Source organism: Lacticaseibacillus suihuaensis (genome assembly GCF_054785075.1).
Genome location: NZ_BAAGBJ010000004.1, coordinates 128,578 through 148,906, shown reverse-complemented (window position 1 = coordinate 148,906; position 20,329 = coordinate 128,578). Strand labels below are relative to the sequence as shown.

The following is a 20,329-nucleotide window of genomic DNA, read 5'->3' as shown; positions in this document are numbered from 1 at the left end:
TCATTTTGACCGGTCAAGCGGCTACGATAGGGGCGATTAACAAAGGAGTGTGGATCAGATGCAAGTGAAAGCTTGGGAAGAGAACGTTGTGCTGCCGACCTACGAGGTGGCCAAGCCGGATAAGAACCCGCTGTTTTTGGAGAAGCGGGTCTACCAAGGATCCAGCGGCAAGGTCTACCCGCTGCCGGTGACCGAAAAAATCGCGGACAAGCCGACGGACAAGACCTACCGCGCCGTCTACCTCGAAAACGACTACCTGAAGGTGATGATCCTGCCGGAGCTCGGCGGCCGCATCCAACGGGCCTTGGACAAGACCAACGGCTACGATTTCATCTACTTCAACCACGTGATCAAGCCGGCCTTAGTCGGGTTGGTCGGGCCCTGGATCAGCGGCGGCATCGAGTTCAACTGGCCGCAGCACCACCGGCCGTCGACCTTCATGCCGGTGGAGCACGAGCTGGTCAAAAACGCCGACGGTAGCCAAACCGTAATCGTCTCGGAAATCGATCAGATGTACGGCACCAAGGGTGAGGCGCGGTTCACGCTGTACCCGGACAAGGCCTACATCCAAATTGACGGGCAGCTGTACAACCGCACGGACCTGCCGCAGACCTTCCTGTGGTGGGCTAACCCGGCGGTGCCGGTCAACGACCACACCTACTCCGTTTTCCCGCCCGACGTCAACGCGGTGATGGACCACGGCAAACGCGCGGTGTCGAGCTTCCCCATCGCCACCGGGACCTACTACAAGTACGACTACTCGGACGGCGTGGACATCTCGCGCTACAAGAACGTCAAGGTGCCGACCTCGTACATGGCCTACCACTCGGATTACAACTTCATGGGCAACTACGACGAAGCTTCGGCGGCGGGGCTGTTGCACGTCGCCGACCACCACGTCTCGCCGGGCAAAAAGCAGTGGACTTGGGGCTCGGGCGACTTCGGCCAGGCCTGGGACCGCAACTTGACCGACCACGACGGCCCGTACATCGAGCTGATGACCGGCGTGTTCACCGATAACCAGCCGGACTTCTCGTGGCTGGCCCCGTACGAGGAGAAGACCTTCACCCAGTACTTCATGCCGTACAAGGGCGTCGGCCACATCAAAAACGCGACCAAGGACGCGGCGATCAACGTCGAGCTGACCGCTGGCAAGACCCGCGTGGCCGTCTACGCCTCAAGCAAGCTCTCGGCCCAGCTGACCCTGGCGCTGGACGATGAGGTGCTGTTCACCGACCGCGTCGACCTGACGCCTAACGCGGCCTACGAGAAGCTGCTCGACACGCCGATCGCCGCGATTGACGAGCGGGTGAAGCTGACTTTGAGCGACGACCACGGCGTGATCGTCGCCTACCAAGGGGCCCCGGCCGCCATCGCCGACCTGCCGGATCCGGCGACCGCTATCGGCGACCCGGCCGCGATCAAAACCACCGAGGAGCTCTTCCTGGCCGCCCAGCACATCGAGCAGTACCGCCACGCGACGCTGGACGCGGCGGCCTACTACCAGGAGGGGCTGCGCCGCGACGCCGAAGACAGTCGCCTGAACAACGGCTACGGCCTGTACCTGTATCGCCGCGCCGAGTTCGAGGCGGCCAAGGCCCACTTCGCCAAGGCCGTGGCCAGACAGGAACTGCACACCCCCAACCCCGACACCGGGGCCCCGCGCTTCAACCTGGGGCTTGCGCAGCTGGCGCTGGGTGAAGACGCCGCGGCGTTCGACAGCTTCTACAAGGCGACCTGGAACGACGACACCAAGGGCCCGGCCTTCTTCCAGCTGGCCCTGGCCGCCGCCCGGCAGGGGAACGACCGCCAGGCGCTGGCCTTCGTCACGCAGGCCTTAACCCGTAACACCCACCACCTCAAGGCGCGGGTGCTGCAGGTGGTGTTGATGCGGCGACTGGGCCAGCCGGTTGACGCGGCGATTGCGGCCAACCTCGCCATCGACCCGCTGGATCTGGGTAGCCTGTACGAGGCCGGCCGCGGGGCTGCCGCGGCCCAGGCGACCTGGCAGCAGGCGATGCGCGGATCTTTGAACAACTACCTGGAGCTGGCCGATGACTACTGGCAGATGGGCGAGCTGACGGCGGCCGCGGCGATTTTGCAGGCGGCGCCGGCCGGCCCGATGCCGCACTACTACCTGGCGGCGCTGGCGTTGGCCCAAGGCGACACGCGAAAGGCGCAGGCCGCGCTGGCCGCGGCCGAGGCGGCGGATCCAAGCTACTGCTTCCCCAACAAGCTGCGCGAGTACCGGGTGCTGACTGGCCTGATTGCGGCCTACCCAACGGCCACCCCGCATGCGTCATACTACCTGGGCAACCTGCTGTACGACAAGCGGCGCCACGAAGCGGCCATCGCGGCCTGGGAAAAGGCGCAGGAACAGCTGCCTGAGTTCCCGACCCTGCTGCGCAACCTGGCTTTCGCGCGTTACAACGTCCAAGACGACCTGAAAGGCGCCTTGGCGCTTCAGACCAAGGCCCAGGCGCTTGATCCAACCGACGCGCGGCTGTTGCTTGAGCTCAACTCGCTGCAGCAGCTGGCCGGCCAGCCGGTGGCAACGCGGCTGGCGGGGCTTGAGGGCAAGCTCGCCTTGGTCCACCAGCGCGACGACTTGCTGGTCGAATACATCACGCTGCTCAACGCGCGTGGCCGTCATCAGGACGCGCTGGATGAAATCATGCACCGCCAGTTCCACCCGTGGGAAGGCGGGGAGGGCAAGGTCTCCACGCAGTACGTGACGGCTTTGACCGAGCTGGCGAAGGCCGCGCTGGCCAGTGATCCCCAACACGCAATCGACCTGCTCAACCGCTCGCTTGAGCGGCCGGCCAACCTCGGCGAGGGCAAGCTTGCCAACTACCACGACAACCTCAGCGAGTACCTGCTGGGCGTCGCCTACGCAAAGCTCGGCGATACCGCAGTGGCCCGGGAACATTTTCAAAAGGCGACGGTCGGCGACCAGGAGCCCGGCGACGTCTTGTACTACAACGACCAGCCGGCCGACCTGATCCTCTACATGGGGCTGGCTTACCTGAAGTTGGGCGAGACCAAGGCGGCCAAGCGCTGCTTTTACGCCTTGACCACATACGGCCAAAAGCACCTGCACGACGTCGCGCATTACGACTACTTCGCCGTGTCGATGCCGCAGACCACGGTGTTCAAGGCCGACATCACCAAGAACCACCGCATTTACTGCCGCTACCTGCTGGCGCTGGGCCACTACGGCCTGGGCCAGCACGACCTGGCGCGGCAGCTGGCGACCACAGTGCTGGCCGCGGCGCCGGATCACCTCGGCGCCATCACCTTGCTGCAACGATTGGATGACCCGTTGTTTGAGACTTTGTAGGAGGAGCACATGAAACCTATGCACTGGCCGCTGCCGTCTCCGGACGGCCACCTGGTGGCCACCATCAATATGGATGCCCAGGGGCAGCTGACCTACGCCTTGGCGCTGGATCAGACGCCCCTGATGACCGAATCGCCGCTCGGCCTGGTTTTGACCGGCGCGGATCTGACCCGCGACCTAACCTTCGTGGCCGGCCCGACCAAGTCGCGCGTCGACGAGCGGTACGCGCTGCCGGCCGGCAAGCTGGCCGAGTACCACAGCGAAGGTTTTGCCTACGTGCTGCGCTTCGCCCAGGGGACGCAGGCCTTTGAGCTCGAGTTTCGCCTGGCCAACAACGGGTTTGCCTGGCGCTACCGGGTGCCAGGCGCAACCGCGGCGACGGCGGTGGTCAAGGAGGCCACGGCCTTCAACTTCGCGGCGGGGCTGACCGATGTCTGGCTGCAAGACATCGTCGCGTCTTACGAAGGCCCGTACAACCACGGCCACTGGGGTCAGGCGCGGCAGGGGCAGCGTTACAACCTGCCGGCCCTGGTCCACGGCGCTGACACCCCCTGGCTGATGGTCAACGAGGCCGGGGTGTTGAACCTCGAGCAGAACTACTGCATCAGCCACGTGGTGGGCACCGCCGGGGCGGGGCTTGACCTCGAGTTTGCGCTTGAGGAAAAGGGCCAGCCGGTGGCGACCACGCTGCCGCTTGAGACGCCTTGGCGCTACCTGCTGGTGGCGCCGACGCTCGACGACGTGGTCCGGGCGCATTTCAACTTCGACCTGAACCCGGCCTCGATTATCGAAGACACCAGCTGGATTCACCCGGCCCGGACGCTTTGGGCCTGGTGGAGCAACGACTTGGGGGCCCAGAAGTTCACCGAGGCCAAGGCCTACGTCGACTTCGCGGCGGCCAACGGCTTTGAGGCCGTGCTGCTCGACGCCGGCTGGGATGCCAGCTGGATTCAGGAATTTTGCGCCTACGCCCATGCGCATCACGTCCAGGCCTGGGTCTGGACGGCGATGCAGGCGATCGACACCGTTGAATCCGCCGAGGCTCACCTGCCGAAGTGGAAGCGCTGGGGCGTCGACGGCGTCAAGATCGACTTTTTTGAAAACGACTCGGCTCACACCGCCAAGCAGTACAAAATGATGGCGGAAATCGCGGCCAGAGAAAAGCTGATGGTCAACTTCCACGGCTCGACCAAGCCGATGGGCGAGGGTCGCACCTGGCCGCACTTCATCGCCGCCGAGGGCATCGAAGGCATGGAGTACTACAAGTGGAGCAGCGGCCCGACCGCCGAGCACAACTGCACCGTGCCGTTCATTCGCAACGCGGTGGGACCGATGGACTACACGCCGACCGGCTTCATCAATGCCAACCGCAACACCACCATGGCGCATCAGGCGGCCTTGGCCGCGGTGTTCGAGTCCGGCTGCCAAGACTACGCCGCCAGCATCTACAACCTGCTCCCCTGGACCGGCACCCGCTTTTTGCAGCGGCTGGCCGCCAAGTACGACGGCATGCGGTTGTTGGCCGGCGAGCCCGGCAGCCACGTGGCGATGCTGCGCTGGACCAAAGACGCGTACGTGATCGGCGTGATTGTCAACGAGCGGCGCGACCTGACGCTTGACCTGAGCTTTTTGCCCGAAGGCGAGTTTGAGGCTGAGCTGTACCAAGACGACCGCTTCGGCGACCAGATTCACGTCACCACCCAGCAGGTGACCCGCGATAGCAAGTTGCTGCTGCGGCTCTTGGAACACGGCGGGGCCGGCCTCTACATCGCCCGACACGTCACTCCCTATGCGGTCAAGCCGACCGGCCGCTTCATGGCGGCGGGGCAGGTGACCTACCCGGCCGCCTCGATGACGCCGCTTTTGGGCAGCGTCCGATCCGCGGTTTCCGATGAGGACGGCCGTGCGGTGCTGCAGCTCAACCACACCGCGACGATCGCCTGCCCGGAAAACTTCGCGGCCGGCTCGCACCGGCTGCGCCTGACCTACGCGGCGCTTGAGCCGATCACGCTGACGCTGGGTGACGGCCACACGCGCCAAACCGTGACCCTGCCCCCGGCCAGCCACGGCGGCACGGTGTTTGCCGTGCATGACGTCAACTTCCCGCTGGTCGGCGGTCCGCTCAACCTGACCATCACCCGGCAGGCCGGGCCGGCGCCGCTGCTGTCAGCGGTGCAGATTGGCCAGGCGGTCGCACCCGCACCGCTGACGCTTGACGTCGCGGTCGCGGCCCTGAGCGGCCACGCGCATCTGACCGAGGCCGCCCCAGCCGTGCTGGTCGGCCTGGATGCCCAAAGCAGCGCGACCTTCGACCCGGTGTTCGTCGCCGACGCCGGCCGCTACATCCTGGCGGTGAACTACTACGCCGCGGCCGGTGGCACCGCCACCGTCACGGTCAACGGCGACCAGCAGGTCCAGGCCGGACTTGGCGGCGTCGGTGTCTGGGGAGCAACCCAGGTCGGCGAGCTGTTGACCCGCGAGGTGCTGGTCGACCTCGTTGCCGGTGCCAACCGCATCGTGCTGACCACCGCCGGGCAGCTACCGAACCTGGTCAACCTGACGCTGCAGCCGGCCTGATCCAGCGTCGGCCTGATCCAGCGTCGGCCTGATCCAGCGTCGGCCATAGCCCAAATAAGCCAGTCCTCATCGCGCGTCGCCGCGGTGAGGGCTGGCTTATTGGCGTTGGGGCGACGAAGCCGACCCACGGCGCAACCGGTCGGCCAAGCCCGGCCACGCAAAACACCCCGCGAGGTGCCTCGCGGGGTGTTGGTTGCTACATGAGCGTCGTGACTTGCCGGCCGCCTACTTGCCGGCCGCCGCCGCATGGGCGGCCACCTGGGCCTCGAAGGTCTGCAGGGCCGGGAAGCACACCTTGGCGGCGAAGAAGGTGAAGAACCCGGCCGCCAGAAACAGCGCGAACAGCGGCTGGTAGTATAGCGCCAGCAAGGCGAAGACGGCCAGCGAGTCCAGCTTGAACAAAAGCCCGAACTGGTGGTAGAGCTTGCCCAAAATGAACAGGTACAGGTGGGGCAGGGTGACGGTGAAGCGTCCGATCAAGGCGCTGCCGAAAATCGTGAGGTAGGCGTGAAGCAGCAGGAGCAACACGGGGAAGACGATCAAAAGCGGGTTGCCGTTTTGAACGCTGAAGGCAAAGAAGGTGGTCAACAGCAAAAACAGCACGGTTTGGACCAGCGAGAAGCCGTAGTTTTGCAGCACCCCCTGGCGGTAGTAGTGCAGGTAGTCGCGAATCATGCGCGGGGATTCGCCGCGCAGCTGCTTGCCCATCAAGGCCAAGGCGGCGATCAGGCTGGGGATGAAGGGCAACAAGACCAGGTAGGCCAGAAAGCTCTTGAACAGCTCGGCTTGAAAGAGAATGAAGGCGATGAGCAGCGGGAGGTTGGCGACCAGAATCAGGCAGGACAGCTGCAGGGCCAGGTAGATCTTGTCGATGCACTTGAGGACGATGTTTTTAGGCTTCATGAATGTTGATTCCTTCCATGGGATCGAGGCAGGGACGGTTGAGGCGGCGCCACTCGCTCGGCGCCATGGTGAAGCGCTTTTGGAAGGCCCGAGAGAAGTTCAGCTGGTTGGCGTAACCCGCCTTTTCGGCAATCAGCTTGATCGAATCGCTGGAAAAGCGCAGCATCTCCGTCGCCTTGGCCAGCCGGTAGTTGATCAAAAACTCCTGGATGCTCTTGGAATACATTTTCTTGAAAACGGCCCCGAGGTAGCTGCGGCTGAGGTTGCAAAACTCCGCGATGTCCTCCACGGAAATCGGCTCGGCGTAGTGGTACTCGATGAACTCGATGGCGCGAAGCACGTAATCCAGCTGGCGCTGATCGCTTCTGGCGTAGGCGTTCAGCGCGTCGTCGTTGTGCCGCTTGGTCAGGTAATCGACGGCCAGGTAGGTGTGAGCCAAGAGGTTCAAGGGCGACTGGTCGGCGTTGTTGGCCAGGTACATCATCTCGGTTTGCAGGTGGCGGAACAGGTGGTCGTTGGGGGTGCGAAAAATCGGGCTGTCCTGGCTGAGCCCGGCCAGCTTCAGCAGGTGATACGCCTGCAGCCCGTCGAATTCCATCCACACGTAAGACCAAGGCAGCTCGCGGTCGGCGTAGTAGGTGTTGACCTGCTCGGGCACGATCAAAAAGCCGCTGCCCTTGTTCAGGTGGTAGTCGACGGTTTCGCCGGTCGAGCGGGTCGACTGCAGCGTTCCCTTGCCGTCGATGATCAGGTGAAACAAGAAGTGGTTGCGCTTGACCGGCCCGTAGTAGTGCAGCGGCTCGCAGGCCGCAAAGCCGGCCTGGTACAGCCGCAAGTCGAGCATTTCCTCTTGCGCAAGCGTCAGCAATTTATCGGTTTCCATGATACCCCTCCCCGCGCCCACAGCAATGGCGGCCGGTCCCCCTCCTGACCGGTCGTTGTGTAAGCGCTTTTCGCCTCGAGTATAGCAGAATGCGCGAACATGTCAATAATGCTAGGAAAAAGCGCATTTCGCCGCATTCAAAGCCGGTCAGTCCATATCATTGGCGCCGCCCGGTCCCTAGAATGAGGGGGTAGACTGGAGAGAGAAGAGGAAAACGCATATGACGGTTGTATACCACAAGACGGATTCGACGTTCCACCTGAGCAACGCGCAGATCAGCTACGTGCTGGCGGTACTCCCGAACGGCCAGCTCGGCCAGGTGTATTTTGGCCCGCGCATCCCCGACCGGGTGTACCTGTCCGACCTGATCGACGCGCCGCTGAGCTTCGATCCGGCGCAGCCCGACGCCAACCAGATGGACCAGGTCCGGCAGGAGTACCCGACCTTTGGCACCGGCGACATGCGGACGCCGGCCTTTGAGGTGGCCCAGCCAAGCGGCAGCCACGTCACCAATTTCACCTACCAAAGCCACGCCATCACCCCGGGCAAGCCGCGCCTGGCCGGACTGCCGGCGACCTACGTCGAAGCTGCCGAAGAAGCGACGACGCTTGCCATCACGCTGCACGACGCGGTGATCGACGCGACTTTGGTCTTGTCCTACACGATCTACGAGAACCGGCCGGTGATCACCCGCAACGCCCGGTTTGCGGCGACCACGACGCCGTTGACCGTCACCCGGGCCGCCAGCCTGGCGCTGGATCTGCCGGATCAAGACTACGAGCTGATGACGTTGACCGGCGCCTGGGCTCGGGAACGCGCGATCACCACGCGCAAAATCGTGCCGGGCATCGCCGCCATTCAGAGCCTGCGCGGTCACTCAAGCGCCCAGTTCAACCCGTTCATGGTGCTGCGCCGGCCGCACACCACCGAGTTCGCCGGCGACGCGATCGGCCTGGCGCTGGTGTACAGCGGCAACTTCCAGGGGCTGGTCGACGCCGACACGATGAACAAGACGCGGGTTTTGATGGGCATTCACCCCGACCATTTTGCCTGGCGCCTGGATGTCGACGGCGCCTTGCAGACCCCCGAGGTGGTGATGGTTTATTCGACCCACGGGCTCAACGCGATGAGCCAGGCCTTCCACGACCTGTTCGCGCATCGGCTGGCTCGCGGCCCGTACCGCGACGCCCCGCGGCCGATTCTGCTGAACAACTGGGAGGCCACGTACTTTGACTTCGACGAGGCCAAGCTCTTGGGCATCGCCCAGACGGCCAAAAAGGTCGGCGTCGAGCTGTTCGTTTTGGACGACGGGTGGTTCGGCGAACGCCACGACGACCAACGCGCCTTGGGCGACTGGCAGGCCAACCTGGCTAAGCTGCCCGGCGGCATCACCGGCCTGGCCGACCAAATCACCAAGCTGGGCCTGAAGTTCGGCCTGTGGTTCGAGCCCGAAATGGTCAACCCGGACTCCAATTTGTTTCGGGCCCATCCCGAGTGGGTACTTAGAACCCCGGACCGCGTGGCCTCGGTCGGGCGGCACCAGTACGTCTTGGACTTCTCCAAGCCCGAGGTGGTCGACGCCTTGTACCAGCAGATGAGCGCGATTCTGGGCGGCGCCAAGGTCAGCTACGTGAAGTGGGACATGAACCGCAGCCTGACGGAGGTCTTCTCCCAAGGCGCCAGCCCGGCTGCCCAGGGCAGTGTCTACCACCGCTTCATCCTGGGCGTCTACGCCTTGTACGAGCGGCTGATTCAGGCCTTCCCGGATGTCTTGTTCGAGTCTTGCGCCAGCGGTGGCGCCCGGTTCGACGCCGGCATGCTGTACTACGCGCCACAGGCCTGGGCGTCCGACGACACCGACGCGGTGGCCCGGCAAAAAATTCAGTACGGCACCTCCTTGGCCTACCCGCTGTCTGCGATCGGCTCGCACGTCTCGGCCGTGCCGAACCACCAGGTGGGGCGGATCACGCCGCTGACCACCCGGGCCAACGTCGCGTACTTTGGGACGTTTGGCTACGAGCTGGACCTCAACAAGCTAAGCGCCGCCGAGCTGGCGGAAGTCAGCCGCCAGGTCGCCTTCATGAAGGCGCATCGCGAGCTGATCCAGTACGGCACCTTCTACCGGCTGCTCAGCCCGTTTGACGGCGACGAAACCGCCTGGCTGGTGGTGGCCAAGGACCAAAAGACGGCGCTTGTGGCCGACTACCGCACCTTGAACCAACCTAACCAGCCGGTCGCCACTTACCTGCACCTGCAGGGGCTTGACCCCGCCTTGAACTACCGGGTCAACGGGGCCGGACCACGCGCCGGCGCCGAGCTGATGAACGCCGGGCTGCGCGTCGCCACTGAGAACGACCAGCAGGCCTTCGACGGCACCGCAGGCGACTTCCAGTCGCGGCTGTACGAACTGACGGCCGAGTAACCCGCCGTGAAGTGTGGTCATCAAACCTTGTGCGTGTCGGATTGATCCGGCACCGAACGCCTCGAAATCCGGGCGGTTCACCCTTGCGGTGAGCCGCTCTTTTTAGATGGGGCGAAAGTGGTCTAAGCGCTTGCAAGGGTTAATTATCCCGAATGAGTCTAGATTGTGGGCGAGATGTAAACGCTTTATCCAAAATATGGCGAGATGCTAGACTTTATCAGTAATGGGCTGAAATAGCGCATTAGGTCGCCTGCATCGAGCATCTGCCCATGTATTTGGGCGCGAATACCCCCTATACTTTGGGTATCAACTAAGGAGGTTGGACAAATGAACAAGCACTTTGTAAGTCACACACTCTTGCTAAGTGGTTTAGTACTTGGCGGCGCTGTCATGCTCTCTGCATGCGGTGCCAAAGACTCTGGTTCCAAATCGGACACGAACAAAACCGTCACGCTCACGTGGTTCGATGGGAACTCGGGGTCTGCCAAGTTTGATGATCCAGTGGCCAAAGAAATCGAAAAGCAAACCGGGGTCAAGGTCGACATCCAAAACCCATCCGGCGACCCGGACGGCAAGCTCTCGCTGCTGCTTTCAAGTCACGATTATCCCGATATTGTTATGGTTAGCCGCTCGTCGAATAACCTGAATAAGTACATTTCATCCAAGGCCTTCGTGCCGCTCAACGACTTGATCGACAAGTACATGCCGAACGTCAAGAAGATGTACGGCAACACCCTGAACAAGACGCGCTGGTCCGACGGCAAGAACTACTACCTGGCCAACTGGTACAACGGCACGGGCGACCCGGTCGGCGGGTTCGAAATGCGTTACGACTACATGAAGGAGCTGGTCGGCGCCAAGCGAGCCGCCTCCTCCAAGCCGTTCACGCAGTCCGAAATGATCGACATTTTGACCAAATTCAAGCAACAGCACCCCAAGATCGACGGCAAAGATAGTGTGCCTTTGCTGCTGAACGGCACCGGCGCCTTCTGGGTCGTCGACGGGATGTTCGGGGTCAAGAAGTACTACCAGACGGAAAAGGGCGGCAAGCTCAACTGGAACGCCTACGATCCGCAGTACCTCAAGGAAATGCTGTTTGTCAACGAGCTGCATCGCAAGGGCCTGCTCGACAAGGAATGGGTCACCAACAACGACACCCTGTCCTCGCAAAAGCTCTCGGCCAACAACGTGCTTGGGACCATGTGGGCCTACTGGAACACCGACACGGCGTCCAAGAGCCTTGAGGCCTCGCACGGCAAGGATGCCCACTATGTGGCCTACAAGGTCATGGGTGACGGCGTCGGCCCGAAGGAGACCACTTACGGGGCCGCCGGCACCCTCGGCTGGGATGCCATCGGCATCACCGATAAGTGCAAGGACAAGAAGGCCGCCGCGAAGCTGCTGAACTTCCTGGCCAGCCGCAAGGGCCAAGACCTGATGTTCTGGGGCTTCAAGGGTAAGGATTACAACATCAAAAACGGCGAGTACGTGCCAACCGCGAAGATCGAAAAGGCCTTCAAGGCTGATCAAGACAAGGCCAAGAAGGAAACCGGGATCACGCGTTGGACCTGGTGTGTCACCTCGACGCCGCCGACACCAAAGAGCGCCCAGAGCGTGACCGCCTACATCGGCAACCAGAGCATGAGCGCGAAGTTCGCCAAGCAGAACCTGACGGACACCGCCTACGACACGGCGCCTTACGACTCACTGCTTCCGGAAGGCAGCACACCGGAAGGGTTGAAAGCTCAGAAGATTCAAGACATTCAGACGCAAGCCATTCCAAAGATGGTCAACGCCAAGACTGCGGCCGGCACCAAGAAGGCCTACAAGCAGATGCTCAAAGACATCAACGCGGCCGGGCTGAAGGACGTCTTGAAGGTGGTCAACCAGAAGTACAAGGCTCAAAACAAACTTTGGGGCGAATGAGTTGATCGGTTCTGTAAAGCTTGAGGCTAACCCCTCAAGCTTTATTCATAGAGAGGAGTGAGTTTATGGATAACGCAACACCGGCACCGACGACTCAAGTGACGCACCCGAACAAGAAGAAGAATGGCTGGAAAACCATCGTCGACCAGCGCTACTTGTGGCTTTTGGCCTTTCCCGCCATCGTCTGTGTCATCTTGTTCAACTACGCGCCAATGTCCGGGATCTACATGGCCTTCACCAACTACAGCTCAAGTTCCAACGGCTACATCTCGGATCTGACCCACGCGCCGTTCGTCGGGCTCTACTGGTTCAAGTACTTCTTTGAAAACGACTTCGGGCTGATCATGCGCAACACCCTGGGCGTCAGCCTGCTGTCGTTGCTGTTCGGCTTCCCGATGCCGATCATCATCGCCGTTTTGCTCAACGAGGTTCGCGTCGGTTGGGCCAAGAAGGGCATCCAGACCGCATCCTACCTGCCATACTTCATTTCCTGGGTTGTCGCGGCCAACCTGATTTTGACCATGTTCTCCGCCAACGGGATCATCAACGACATCCTGCAGGCGCTGCACATCACCACCAAGGAGATCTTGTTCTTCCAAAACGGGAAGTACTTCTGGTGGATCCTCGCGATCGCCAACATGTGGAAGGGGATGGGCTACAACGCCATCATCTACCTGGCGGCGATTTCCGGGATCGACCAAGAGCAGTACGAGGCGGCCGACATTGACGGCGCCACCCGCTCGCAGAAGATTCGCTTCATCACGCTGCCGGCCCTGAAGCCGACCATCATGATTCTTCTGATTCTCTCCATCGGTGGCATCCTCAACACCGGCTTCGAGCAGATTTTGCTGTTGCAGAACTCCTCGATTCTGAACTACGCCGATGTGCTGGACACCTACTCGTACCGTTACGGGATGGTCAACGGCATGTACTCCTACGGTACTGCCGTCGGGCTGTTCAAGGCCGTCGTGTCCTTCTTGCTTGTGATTTTTGCCAACAAGCTGTCCAAGAAGTACAGCGACGCGGCGCTCTTCTAAGGGGGGAACATCATGACGGAAAAATTGCACAAATACTTCGCACGTTCCTCCAAGGGCGACGTCGTCTTGGACATCGTCAAGTGGGTCGTGTTGGCCCTGGTTCTCTTGGTCACCTTGTACCCGTTTTGGAACGTCTTGATCGTGTCCTTCAACGACGCGACCGATGCGGTTCGCGGTGGCATCTACTGGTGGCCGCGCAAGTTCAGCCTGGCCAGCTACACCAACATTTTGCAAAACGTGGAGTTCCTGGACTCCATCAAGGTCACCGTGGCCCGGACTCTAATCGGCACCCCGGTTTCGCTGTTCGTCACCGCGGCCTTGGCCTACGTCATGTCGCGGCGTGACTTCTACGGCGGCAAGACGCTGACCATGATCTTCATCTTCACCATGTACTTCGGTGGCGGTCTGGTGCCGTTCTACATGATCATCAAAGCCCTCGGCCTGATCAACAACTTCTGGGTCTTCATCATCCCAGGCGCCTTGAGCGTCTACAACATGATCTTGATTCGCAGCTACATCGACACGCTGCCGGAGGACCTGTTCGAATCGGCCCGGCTGGACGGGGCGTCGGACCTGACGATTTTCTTCAAAATCGTCGTGCCGCTGTCCAAGCCAATCCTGATGACCGTCGCCTTGTTCGTGGCGGTCGGGCAGTGGAACTCATGGTTTGATGCCTACTTGTACACCTCGTCTCAAAGCCTCAAGCCGATGCAGGCGATCCTGGTTGAAATCCTGAACCAGTACGCCACCGGCGACGCCTCCAAGGCCGCGGTCAAGAACGCGACGGCGGCCCAGGCGGTCACCCCGGACAGCATCCGCATGGCGGCGACCATCGTGTCCTCCGTGCCGATCATCATGGTTTACCCGTTCGTCCAAAAGTACTTCGTCAAGGGCATGATGCTCGGGGCCGTCAAGGCTTAGCTAGCATCACCCCGGCAGTCGCGGCTGTTCCCTAGCGGCCGCGGTTGCACAGGCGCTGGTTCACCTCACCACGCTAAGTCAGGCTCGTCTTTCGACGCCCACTCGAAAGGCGATGCTTGGCAATGCGCAAGTCAACCCCTCGACTCGCGTGTTGCCAAGCACCGCAGAACCAAGTTTTAGTCACTGTTGGCTGTTGCATTCAATAAGGAGTTATCGCTGATGAAGATGGAAGATCAAACCCTGACAATTGACGGCGCCTGGCAGCTCCAGGCCCTGGCACCTTTTGCCGTGACGGCGGATGGCACTCGCCTGACGCCGACTGAGACGCCGGTGGCGGCCGCAACGACCGTCGCCTTCGGGGATCGCACCTTGGCCGCCACCACGACCACGTTTGCGCTGAGCGAAGGCACCGCGACAATCATCGCCGCGGCATTGAGCGCGACCACCGGGCTGGTGCAGGTCAGCGTGACCGGCGCCGACCAGACGACCGTGGCGCTGCGCCAGGTCGGCTTGACCGCGACTTTGGCCGGCACCGCGGCCTGGCGGATGCTGGCCGTGCCGTTTGACAACGACAAGTGGGCGAAGTTCGTCGACTACCCGTTGAGCGAGGCCCGGGAGATCTACGGCTTCACGGCGCTTCACGCCAGCGGCGACAACACGGGGCTGGTGGTCGGCGCCGTCGACCACGACACGTGGAAGTCCGCGATCAACGTGGTGGATGCCACGGCCGCGCGGGTTCAGATCTACTCCGGGGCGACCAGCGAGGTGACGCGCGACTTCGACGGTGCGGTTCACGGCACCGTGAGCGGTCCGACGGTCAGCTCCGCGCGGTTCTTCGTCGGCCAGTTCGCGGACTTTCAGGCGGGGCTTGCGCAGCTGGGCGACGCCTTGAAGGTCGTGCAGCCGCCGCTGACCTGGTCGCACCCGGTGCCGGTGGGGTGGAACACCTGGGCGGCCTTCATGGGCAACATCACCTACGACCGCTTCTTGATCTCCGCGGATTACCTGGCCCAGCACAAGGAATTCAGCGACGCCAAGGGCAACCAGTGGCTGAACCTCGACGCCAGCTGGAACAAGTTCACCGACCGCATGAAGGTGCTGCCGGCGCGGCTGCAGGAGAACGGCCAGATCGCCGGCTCCTACCTGGCGCCGTTCATCTCCGGCGGTAACTTCGACGAATACGTCTCCGGCACCGACGACAACTACCGGCTCAAAGACATTGTGCTGCGCGACCACGCCGGCAACATTTTGCCGCCGGTCGATGGGCTGTACTCGCTGGATCCGACCCACCCCGGCACCATTCAGCACCTGCAGTACGACCTAGACCGCATCGTCGCCTGGGGTTTCCGCTTCGTCAAAATCGACTTTCTCGGCCACGCCAGTCGCGAAGGCGCGTTCTACGACCCATCGATCACCACCGGCATGGCGGCCTACAACTTCGCGATGAAGCAGATCACGGCCCGGCTGGCGCCCGAGCGCATCGGCTACGACATGTTCATCAGCCTGTCGATCGCGCCGATTTTCCCCGGCGGCTACGGCCACGCCCGGCGCATTTCGTGTGACGCCTTCGGGGCCTTGGACCAATCCGAGTACGTCAACAACTCGATGACCTACCTGTGGTGGCTGCAGGGGCGGCAGTTCGCCTACAACGACCCGGATCACATCGTGCTGTTCCACAGCAACGACTCCGATTCGATCAGCCTGGCCGAGGCCAAGACGCGCTTTTCGACCGGCCTGATCTCCGGGCTCAAGCTGATTTCCGAGGACTTCGCGGTGCCGCAGGCCAGGGCCAACGCCGAGTCAATCTTCGGCAACGCCGCAATCATGGCGCTGGTCAAAAAGGACCTGGCCTTCCGCCCAGTGGGTGAGCCACTGCTGGGCAAGGCCTCGGCCACGGTGTTTTACGCTCGCGACACGGATGCCACCTACGTCGCCTGCTTCAACTACAGCCTGTCGGAGCCGGCCGACTTGAACCTGGACCTGGCGGCGGTCGGTGTCGGCCAGCACGGGATCATCACCGAGCTGTGGCACAACCAGCCGGTGGTGGCCGGCGCCATTTTGGCCGCGACCCTGGCCCCTAAGGAGACGCTGATTTTCAAAATCGCCGATTGAGGTGCGACATGACCGAACTTGTGATGACCTACGACCAGCCGGCCCGGCAGTGGGAGGAAACCCTGCCGGTCGGCAACGGCAGCCTGGGCGGCATGGTCTGGGGCGGCATCGGCGTTGAGCGCATCGGGCTCAACCAGGAGACGCTGTGGTCGGGCTACTACCGCGACAAGAACAATCCTTCGGCGTTCCGGTACCTGGCGCAGGTGCGGCGGCTGATTCAGGCCGGGCGCAACCACGAGGCCGAGGCGATCATGGCGGCCCACATGCTGGGGGAGAACAACGAGTCGTACCTGCCGCTGGGCAACCTCGAGCTCGAGTTTCTCAACCAGCACGTCGCGAGCAACTACCGCCGCGTGTTGGACCTCGACACGGCGACGGCCACGGTCAGCTACGACATGAACGGAGAACACCTGCGCCGCGAGGTGATCGCGAGCTTCCCGCACCAGGCGCTTCTGATTCACCTGACCGGGCGGCAGTCCTTTCAGGTGCGGTTCGCCTCGCTGTTGCAACACGCGGCGGTCGCCGCTCGCACCGGGTTGACCGTCACCGGGCAGTGCCCGGAACACGTCGAGCCCGAGTACAACTGGGACGTGCCGGCGCCGATCCTTCAGGGGACGCGCGGCCAGCACTTCCAAGGCGCCGTGCGGCTGCTTCACACCGACGGCCGCACCTACGCCTACGACCAGATGCTCGAGGTCAGAGACGCGACCGACACGCTGTTGGCCGTTGAATTCGTGAAGCCGGCGCAGCTGCCGACCGGGGCCACCTGGGACCAGCTGCTAAGCGCCCACGTCACGGATTACCGGCGCCTGTTTGCCACCGTCAGCCTGGACCTCGGGCCCCAGTCCGACCTGCCGGTGCCCGAGCGCTTGGCCGCGGTGCGAAAAGGCGCCAGCGACCCGGCCCTGGTCGCCTTGTACTTTCAGTACGGGCGCTACCTGATGATTGCCAGTGCCCGGCCCGGCAGCCTGCCGCCCAACCTGCAAGGCATCTGGAGCTGGCAGCTGCGAGCCCCTTGGAGTGGCAACTGGACCACCGACATCAACCTCGAGATGAACTGCTGGCCGCTTCAAAGCTGCAACCTGCTGGACTGCTTCGAACCGTTCGTCGACTTCATGCACGGGGTGGTCAAGGAAGGCGAAAAAACGGCGCGGATCAACTACCACGCCCGGGGCTTCGTCGCTCATTGCAACCTCGATTACTGGCAAAACACCAATCCCGTCGGCATCAACTACGGCGACCGCGAAGGCAACGCCGTCAGCGTCTGGTGGGGGATGTGGCCGATGGCCGGGGTGTGGCTGGCCCAGGAGTTTTACAAGCACTACGAATACACCAAGGACCGCGATTTTCTGGCCGCGGAGGTTTACCCGGTGCTCAAAGAAGCCAGCGCCTTCTTGTGCGACTGGCTGGTTGAGGCGCCGGACGGCGAGCTGACTACCTGCCCGGCCGATTCGCCGGAAAACCAGTTCCTGTTGCCCAACGGCGAGCCGGCGGCCTGGACCGATGGCGTCGCCTTGGACCTCGAGCTCACGGCGGCGACGTTCCGTGATTTTCTGCGGACGACCACGGCGCTTGGCCTCGACGACGCCTTCATTCGGGAGGTGGCGGCCAAGGCCAAGCGGGTGAAGGCGACCCGGGTGGGGGAAGACGGGCGGCTGCTCGAGTGGGGGCAGCCGCTGCCGGAGCGTGAGCCCGGCCACCGCCACCTGTCGCCGGTGTTTGGGCTGTACCCCGGCGACCTGTTCGCCACCGACCCCAAGCGCCAGGCGGCCTGCCGCAAGCTGATCGAATCTCGGGTCGCCCATTCCACCGAGCAGATCGGCTGGAGCTGCGCCTGGCTGATCAACTTGTACGCGATTTTGGGCGACGGCGAGCAGGCGGGACGCTTCGTCCACAACCTGCTGGTCCAGTCCACCCTGGCCAATCTGTGGGATTCTTGCCCACCGTTTCAGATCGACGGCAACTTCGGCGCCATCGCCGGCATCGCCAACATGCTGGTGCAAGACCACGGCGCAGGCGTTCGCCTGCTGCCGGCGCTGCCAGCCGAGTGGCGCGAAGGCAGCGTGTCCGGCCTGCGCATCAAGGGCGGCCGCACCGTCGACTTGACCTGGCGCGACCACCGGCTGGTCGCCCACAAGATTCACGAACCCAAGGAAGAAGCGAGCTCAATTGACGACAAAATCTGACGTTCCCATCTGGAGCCTGCACCCGCTGGATTACCACACGGTGCCGACTTCACTGGCCTATGATACCCAAGTGATCACCCTGGCGACGCCGGTGGTGGCCCCAAGCGTTCGGCTGCGGCTGAGCAACGTGTTCGGCACCAAGCCCTTGGTGTTCACCGCCGCGACGGTCCAAGACGTTGCGGTCCCTGACGCCGCGGCACTGCCGGTGACGCAAGGCGGCAGCCCGACGCTGATGGTGCCGGCCGGCGGCACCTTGGTTAGCGACGCAATCGAGTTGACCGGGCCAACGCCGCACCGGCTGTGCGTGACGCTGACTGCGGTGGCCGCAACCGTCGAGACGCTGACCTGGACCTACGACCAGACGCTGGTGCAGGTGGCGCATCGTGACGCGGCCGGGGCCGCGGTGGCTTCGCGCGACTTGTTCGCGCTGGCGGCCAACGACCCGCATGCCCTCGTGCTGTACGGCCTGCAGGCGCTGTTGGTGCCGGCCCCGGCGCCGCGGCGGCTGATCGCGCTGGGCGATTCGATCACCCAGCAGGGGTACTTCCTCGGCGCGATGGCGCAAAGCCAGCCGGGGCTGGCCATCGTCAACCTCGGGGTGTCCGGCAACCGGGCGCTGCGCGACACCGACCCTAGCCAAGGGGTCGGCAACCAGTACGGCACGGCGGCGGTGAGCCGCGCGGCCGGCGAGCTGGCCGCCTGTGGTGCCGGCCCAAGCGACCTGGCCGTCGTGCTGCTGGGCATCAACGACCTGGTGCAGCCGGGTCCATGGGCACCCGCCGATCAGGAGGTGCCGGTGGCGGCCTTGCTCGCCGGCTTTGCCAAGCTGCAGGCGATTGTGGCCGCGGCGCAGGTGCCGGCGGTGGTCAGCACCTTACTGCCGTTCGGCGGGTCCGATTACCACACGAAGGCCCGTGAGGCGGTGCGGCAGACCTTGAACCAGGCGATTCTGGCCGGCCGCTTCGGGGTGAGTGTTGACCTCGCTGCGGCGGTCGCCGACCCCAAGGCCCCAACGCGCTATTGGGCCGTGAACGACTCGGGCGACCACGTTCACCCGACGCCGGCCGCCGGGGCGTTGATGGCCCGGCAACTGACCGCTAATCCGGTGGTTGCGGCTTGGCTGAAGGGAGGACGCCATGCGACTCGATGAAATCAATGTGCGAGACCCCTACGTCTTGGTCGATCACGACCGCTACTACCTGTACGGCACCCGCGGCGCGACGACCTGGGGGCCGGCCGACGGCTTCGACGGCTACGTCAGCAGCGACTTGAGCGAGTGGCTCGGGCCGGTGACTTGTTTTCAAAACCGCGGCGACTTCTGGGCGACGGAGAACTACTGGGCCCCGGAGGTGTCGGCTTACGGCGACCGCTTCGTGATGCTGGCGACCTTCAAGGCGCCGGGCCGGGCCCGTGGCACCCAGATTCTGGTGGCCGACCGGCCGCTTGGCCCCTTCAAGCCGCTGACCGCCGGGCCGGTGACGCCGCCGGATTGGGAGTGTCTCGACGGGACGCTGTGGGTGGAAAACGGCACCCCGTACCTGGTGTTTTGCCACGAGTGGCTGCAGGCACGAGACGGCACCATCTGTGTCCAGGAGCTATCGGTCGACCTCACCCGGGCCATCGGGGCGCCACAGGTGCTGTTTCACGGCTCCGAAGGCGTCGGCGTCACCCCCTTTGAGGACGCGACGGCCACTAAGGCGGCCGCCTATGTCACCGACGGGCCGTTCTTGGTGCAGCGGCCGCAGGGATTGTTCATGCTGTGGTCGTCGTACGGTGAAGGCAAGTACCTGCTGCTAGCGGCGCGGTCCGACACCGAGTCGGTGCTTGGCCCTTGGCGCCAGTGTCCGGTGCCGGTGTTTGGCCAAGACGGCGGCCACGCCATGGTGTTTGAGACGCTGGCCGGTCAGGCGCTGTTGACGCTTCACGCGCCGAATGACCAGCTGCGGGAGCGGCCGCATTTTTACCCGTTCGAGATTCGAGACGGGCAACCGAGCATAAGTCGTTAGAAAGTTGGAGAGTAAA

The 20,329-nt window shown here is 63.3% G+C and carries 12 protein-coding genes; 10 read left to right on the top strand and 2 right to left on the bottom strand.

Annotation, left to right across the window (positions count from 1 at the left end):
• The first annotated feature begins 58 nt into the window (after window positions 1–58).
• Both ACYVRZ_RS05315 and ACYVRZ_RS05310 read left to right on the top strand, forming a co-directional pair.
• Complete coding sequence (locus tag ACYVRZ_RS05315; protein WP_461225469.1) at window positions 59–3,340, top strand: DUF5107 domain-containing protein; 3,282 nt, start codon at window positions 59–61, stop codon at window positions 3,338–3,340.
• A 9-nt stretch (window positions 3,341–3,349) separates the two neighbouring features.
• On the top strand, window positions 3,350–5,917 hold the full coding sequence (locus ACYVRZ_RS05310; RefSeq protein ID WP_461225467.1) for a glycoside hydrolase family 97 catalytic domain-containing protein: 2,568 nt from the start codon (window positions 3,350–3,352) through the stop codon (window positions 5,915–5,917).
• Between the two features lie 225 nt (window positions 5,918–6,142).
• Here the strand turns inward: ACYVRZ_RS05310 and ACYVRZ_RS05305 are convergent, their stop codons facing one another.
• A complete protein-coding gene (locus ACYVRZ_RS05305; protein ID WP_461225465.1) occupies window positions 6,143–6,820 on the bottom strand; it encodes a hypothetical protein in 678 nt (225 codons plus the stop codon).
• Entirely contained in the window at window positions 6,810–7,703 is an 894-nt protein-coding gene (locus ACYVRZ_RS05300; RefSeq protein WP_262315104.1) for an AraC family transcriptional regulator, read from the bottom strand. The genes ACYVRZ_RS05305 and ACYVRZ_RS05300 overlap by 11 nt, the downstream gene beginning before the upstream one ends.
• Window positions 7,704–7,923: 220 nt before the next feature.
• Between ACYVRZ_RS05300 and ACYVRZ_RS05295 the strand changes: the two genes are divergently transcribed.
• From ACYVRZ_RS05295 to ACYVRZ_RS05260, 8 genes are all read left to right on the top strand, one after another.
• On the top strand, window positions 7,924–10,125 hold the full coding sequence (locus ACYVRZ_RS05295) for an alpha-galactosidase (protein WP_461225463.1): 2,202 nt from the start codon (window positions 7,924–7,926) through the stop codon (window positions 10,123–10,125).
• 501 nt (window positions 10,126–10,626) lie between these two features.
• Entirely contained in the window at window positions 10,627–12,051 is a 1,425-nt protein-coding gene (locus ACYVRZ_RS05290; RefSeq protein WP_461225461.1) for a type 2 periplasmic-binding domain-containing protein, read from the top strand.
• Window positions 12,052–12,116: 65 nt separating this feature from the next.
• Window positions 12,117–13,088 (top strand): ABC transporter permease, encoded by a 972-nt coding sequence (locus tag ACYVRZ_RS05285; RefSeq protein ID WP_262315101.1) that lies wholly within the window; start codon window positions 12,117–12,119, stop codon window positions 13,086–13,088.
• Window positions 13,089–13,100: 12 nt separating this feature from the next.
• Window positions 13,101–14,009 (top strand): carbohydrate ABC transporter permease, encoded by a 909-nt coding sequence (locus ACYVRZ_RS05280; RefSeq protein ID WP_262315100.1) that lies wholly within the window; start codon window positions 13,101–13,103, stop codon window positions 14,007–14,009.
• 219 nt (window positions 14,010–14,228) lie between these two features.
• Complete coding sequence (locus tag ACYVRZ_RS05275) at window positions 14,229–16,121, top strand: alpha-amylase family protein (RefSeq protein WP_461225459.1); 1,893 nt, start codon at window positions 14,229–14,231, stop codon at window positions 16,119–16,121.
• Window positions 16,122–16,129: 8 nt separating this feature from the next.
• Window positions 16,130–18,307, top strand: coding sequence for a glycoside hydrolase family 95 protein (locus tag ACYVRZ_RS05270; RefSeq protein WP_461225457.1), 2,178 nt, complete (start codon window positions 16,130–16,132; stop codon window positions 18,305–18,307).
• Window positions 18,291–19,457: a GDSL-type esterase/lipase family protein gene (locus tag ACYVRZ_RS05265; protein WP_461225455.1), complete on the top strand. Its 1,167-nt coding sequence runs from the start codon at window positions 18,291–18,293 to the stop codon at window positions 19,455–19,457. The genes ACYVRZ_RS05270 and ACYVRZ_RS05265 overlap by 17 nt, the downstream gene beginning before the upstream one ends.
• Window positions 19,444–20,313, top strand: a complete 870-nt coding sequence (locus ACYVRZ_RS05260) for a glycoside hydrolase family 43 protein (RefSeq protein ID WP_461225453.1) — start codon at window positions 19,444–19,446, stop codon at window positions 20,311–20,313. The genes ACYVRZ_RS05265 and ACYVRZ_RS05260 overlap by 14 nt, the downstream gene beginning before the upstream one ends.
• Window positions 20,314–20,329: the final 16 nt, after the last annotated feature.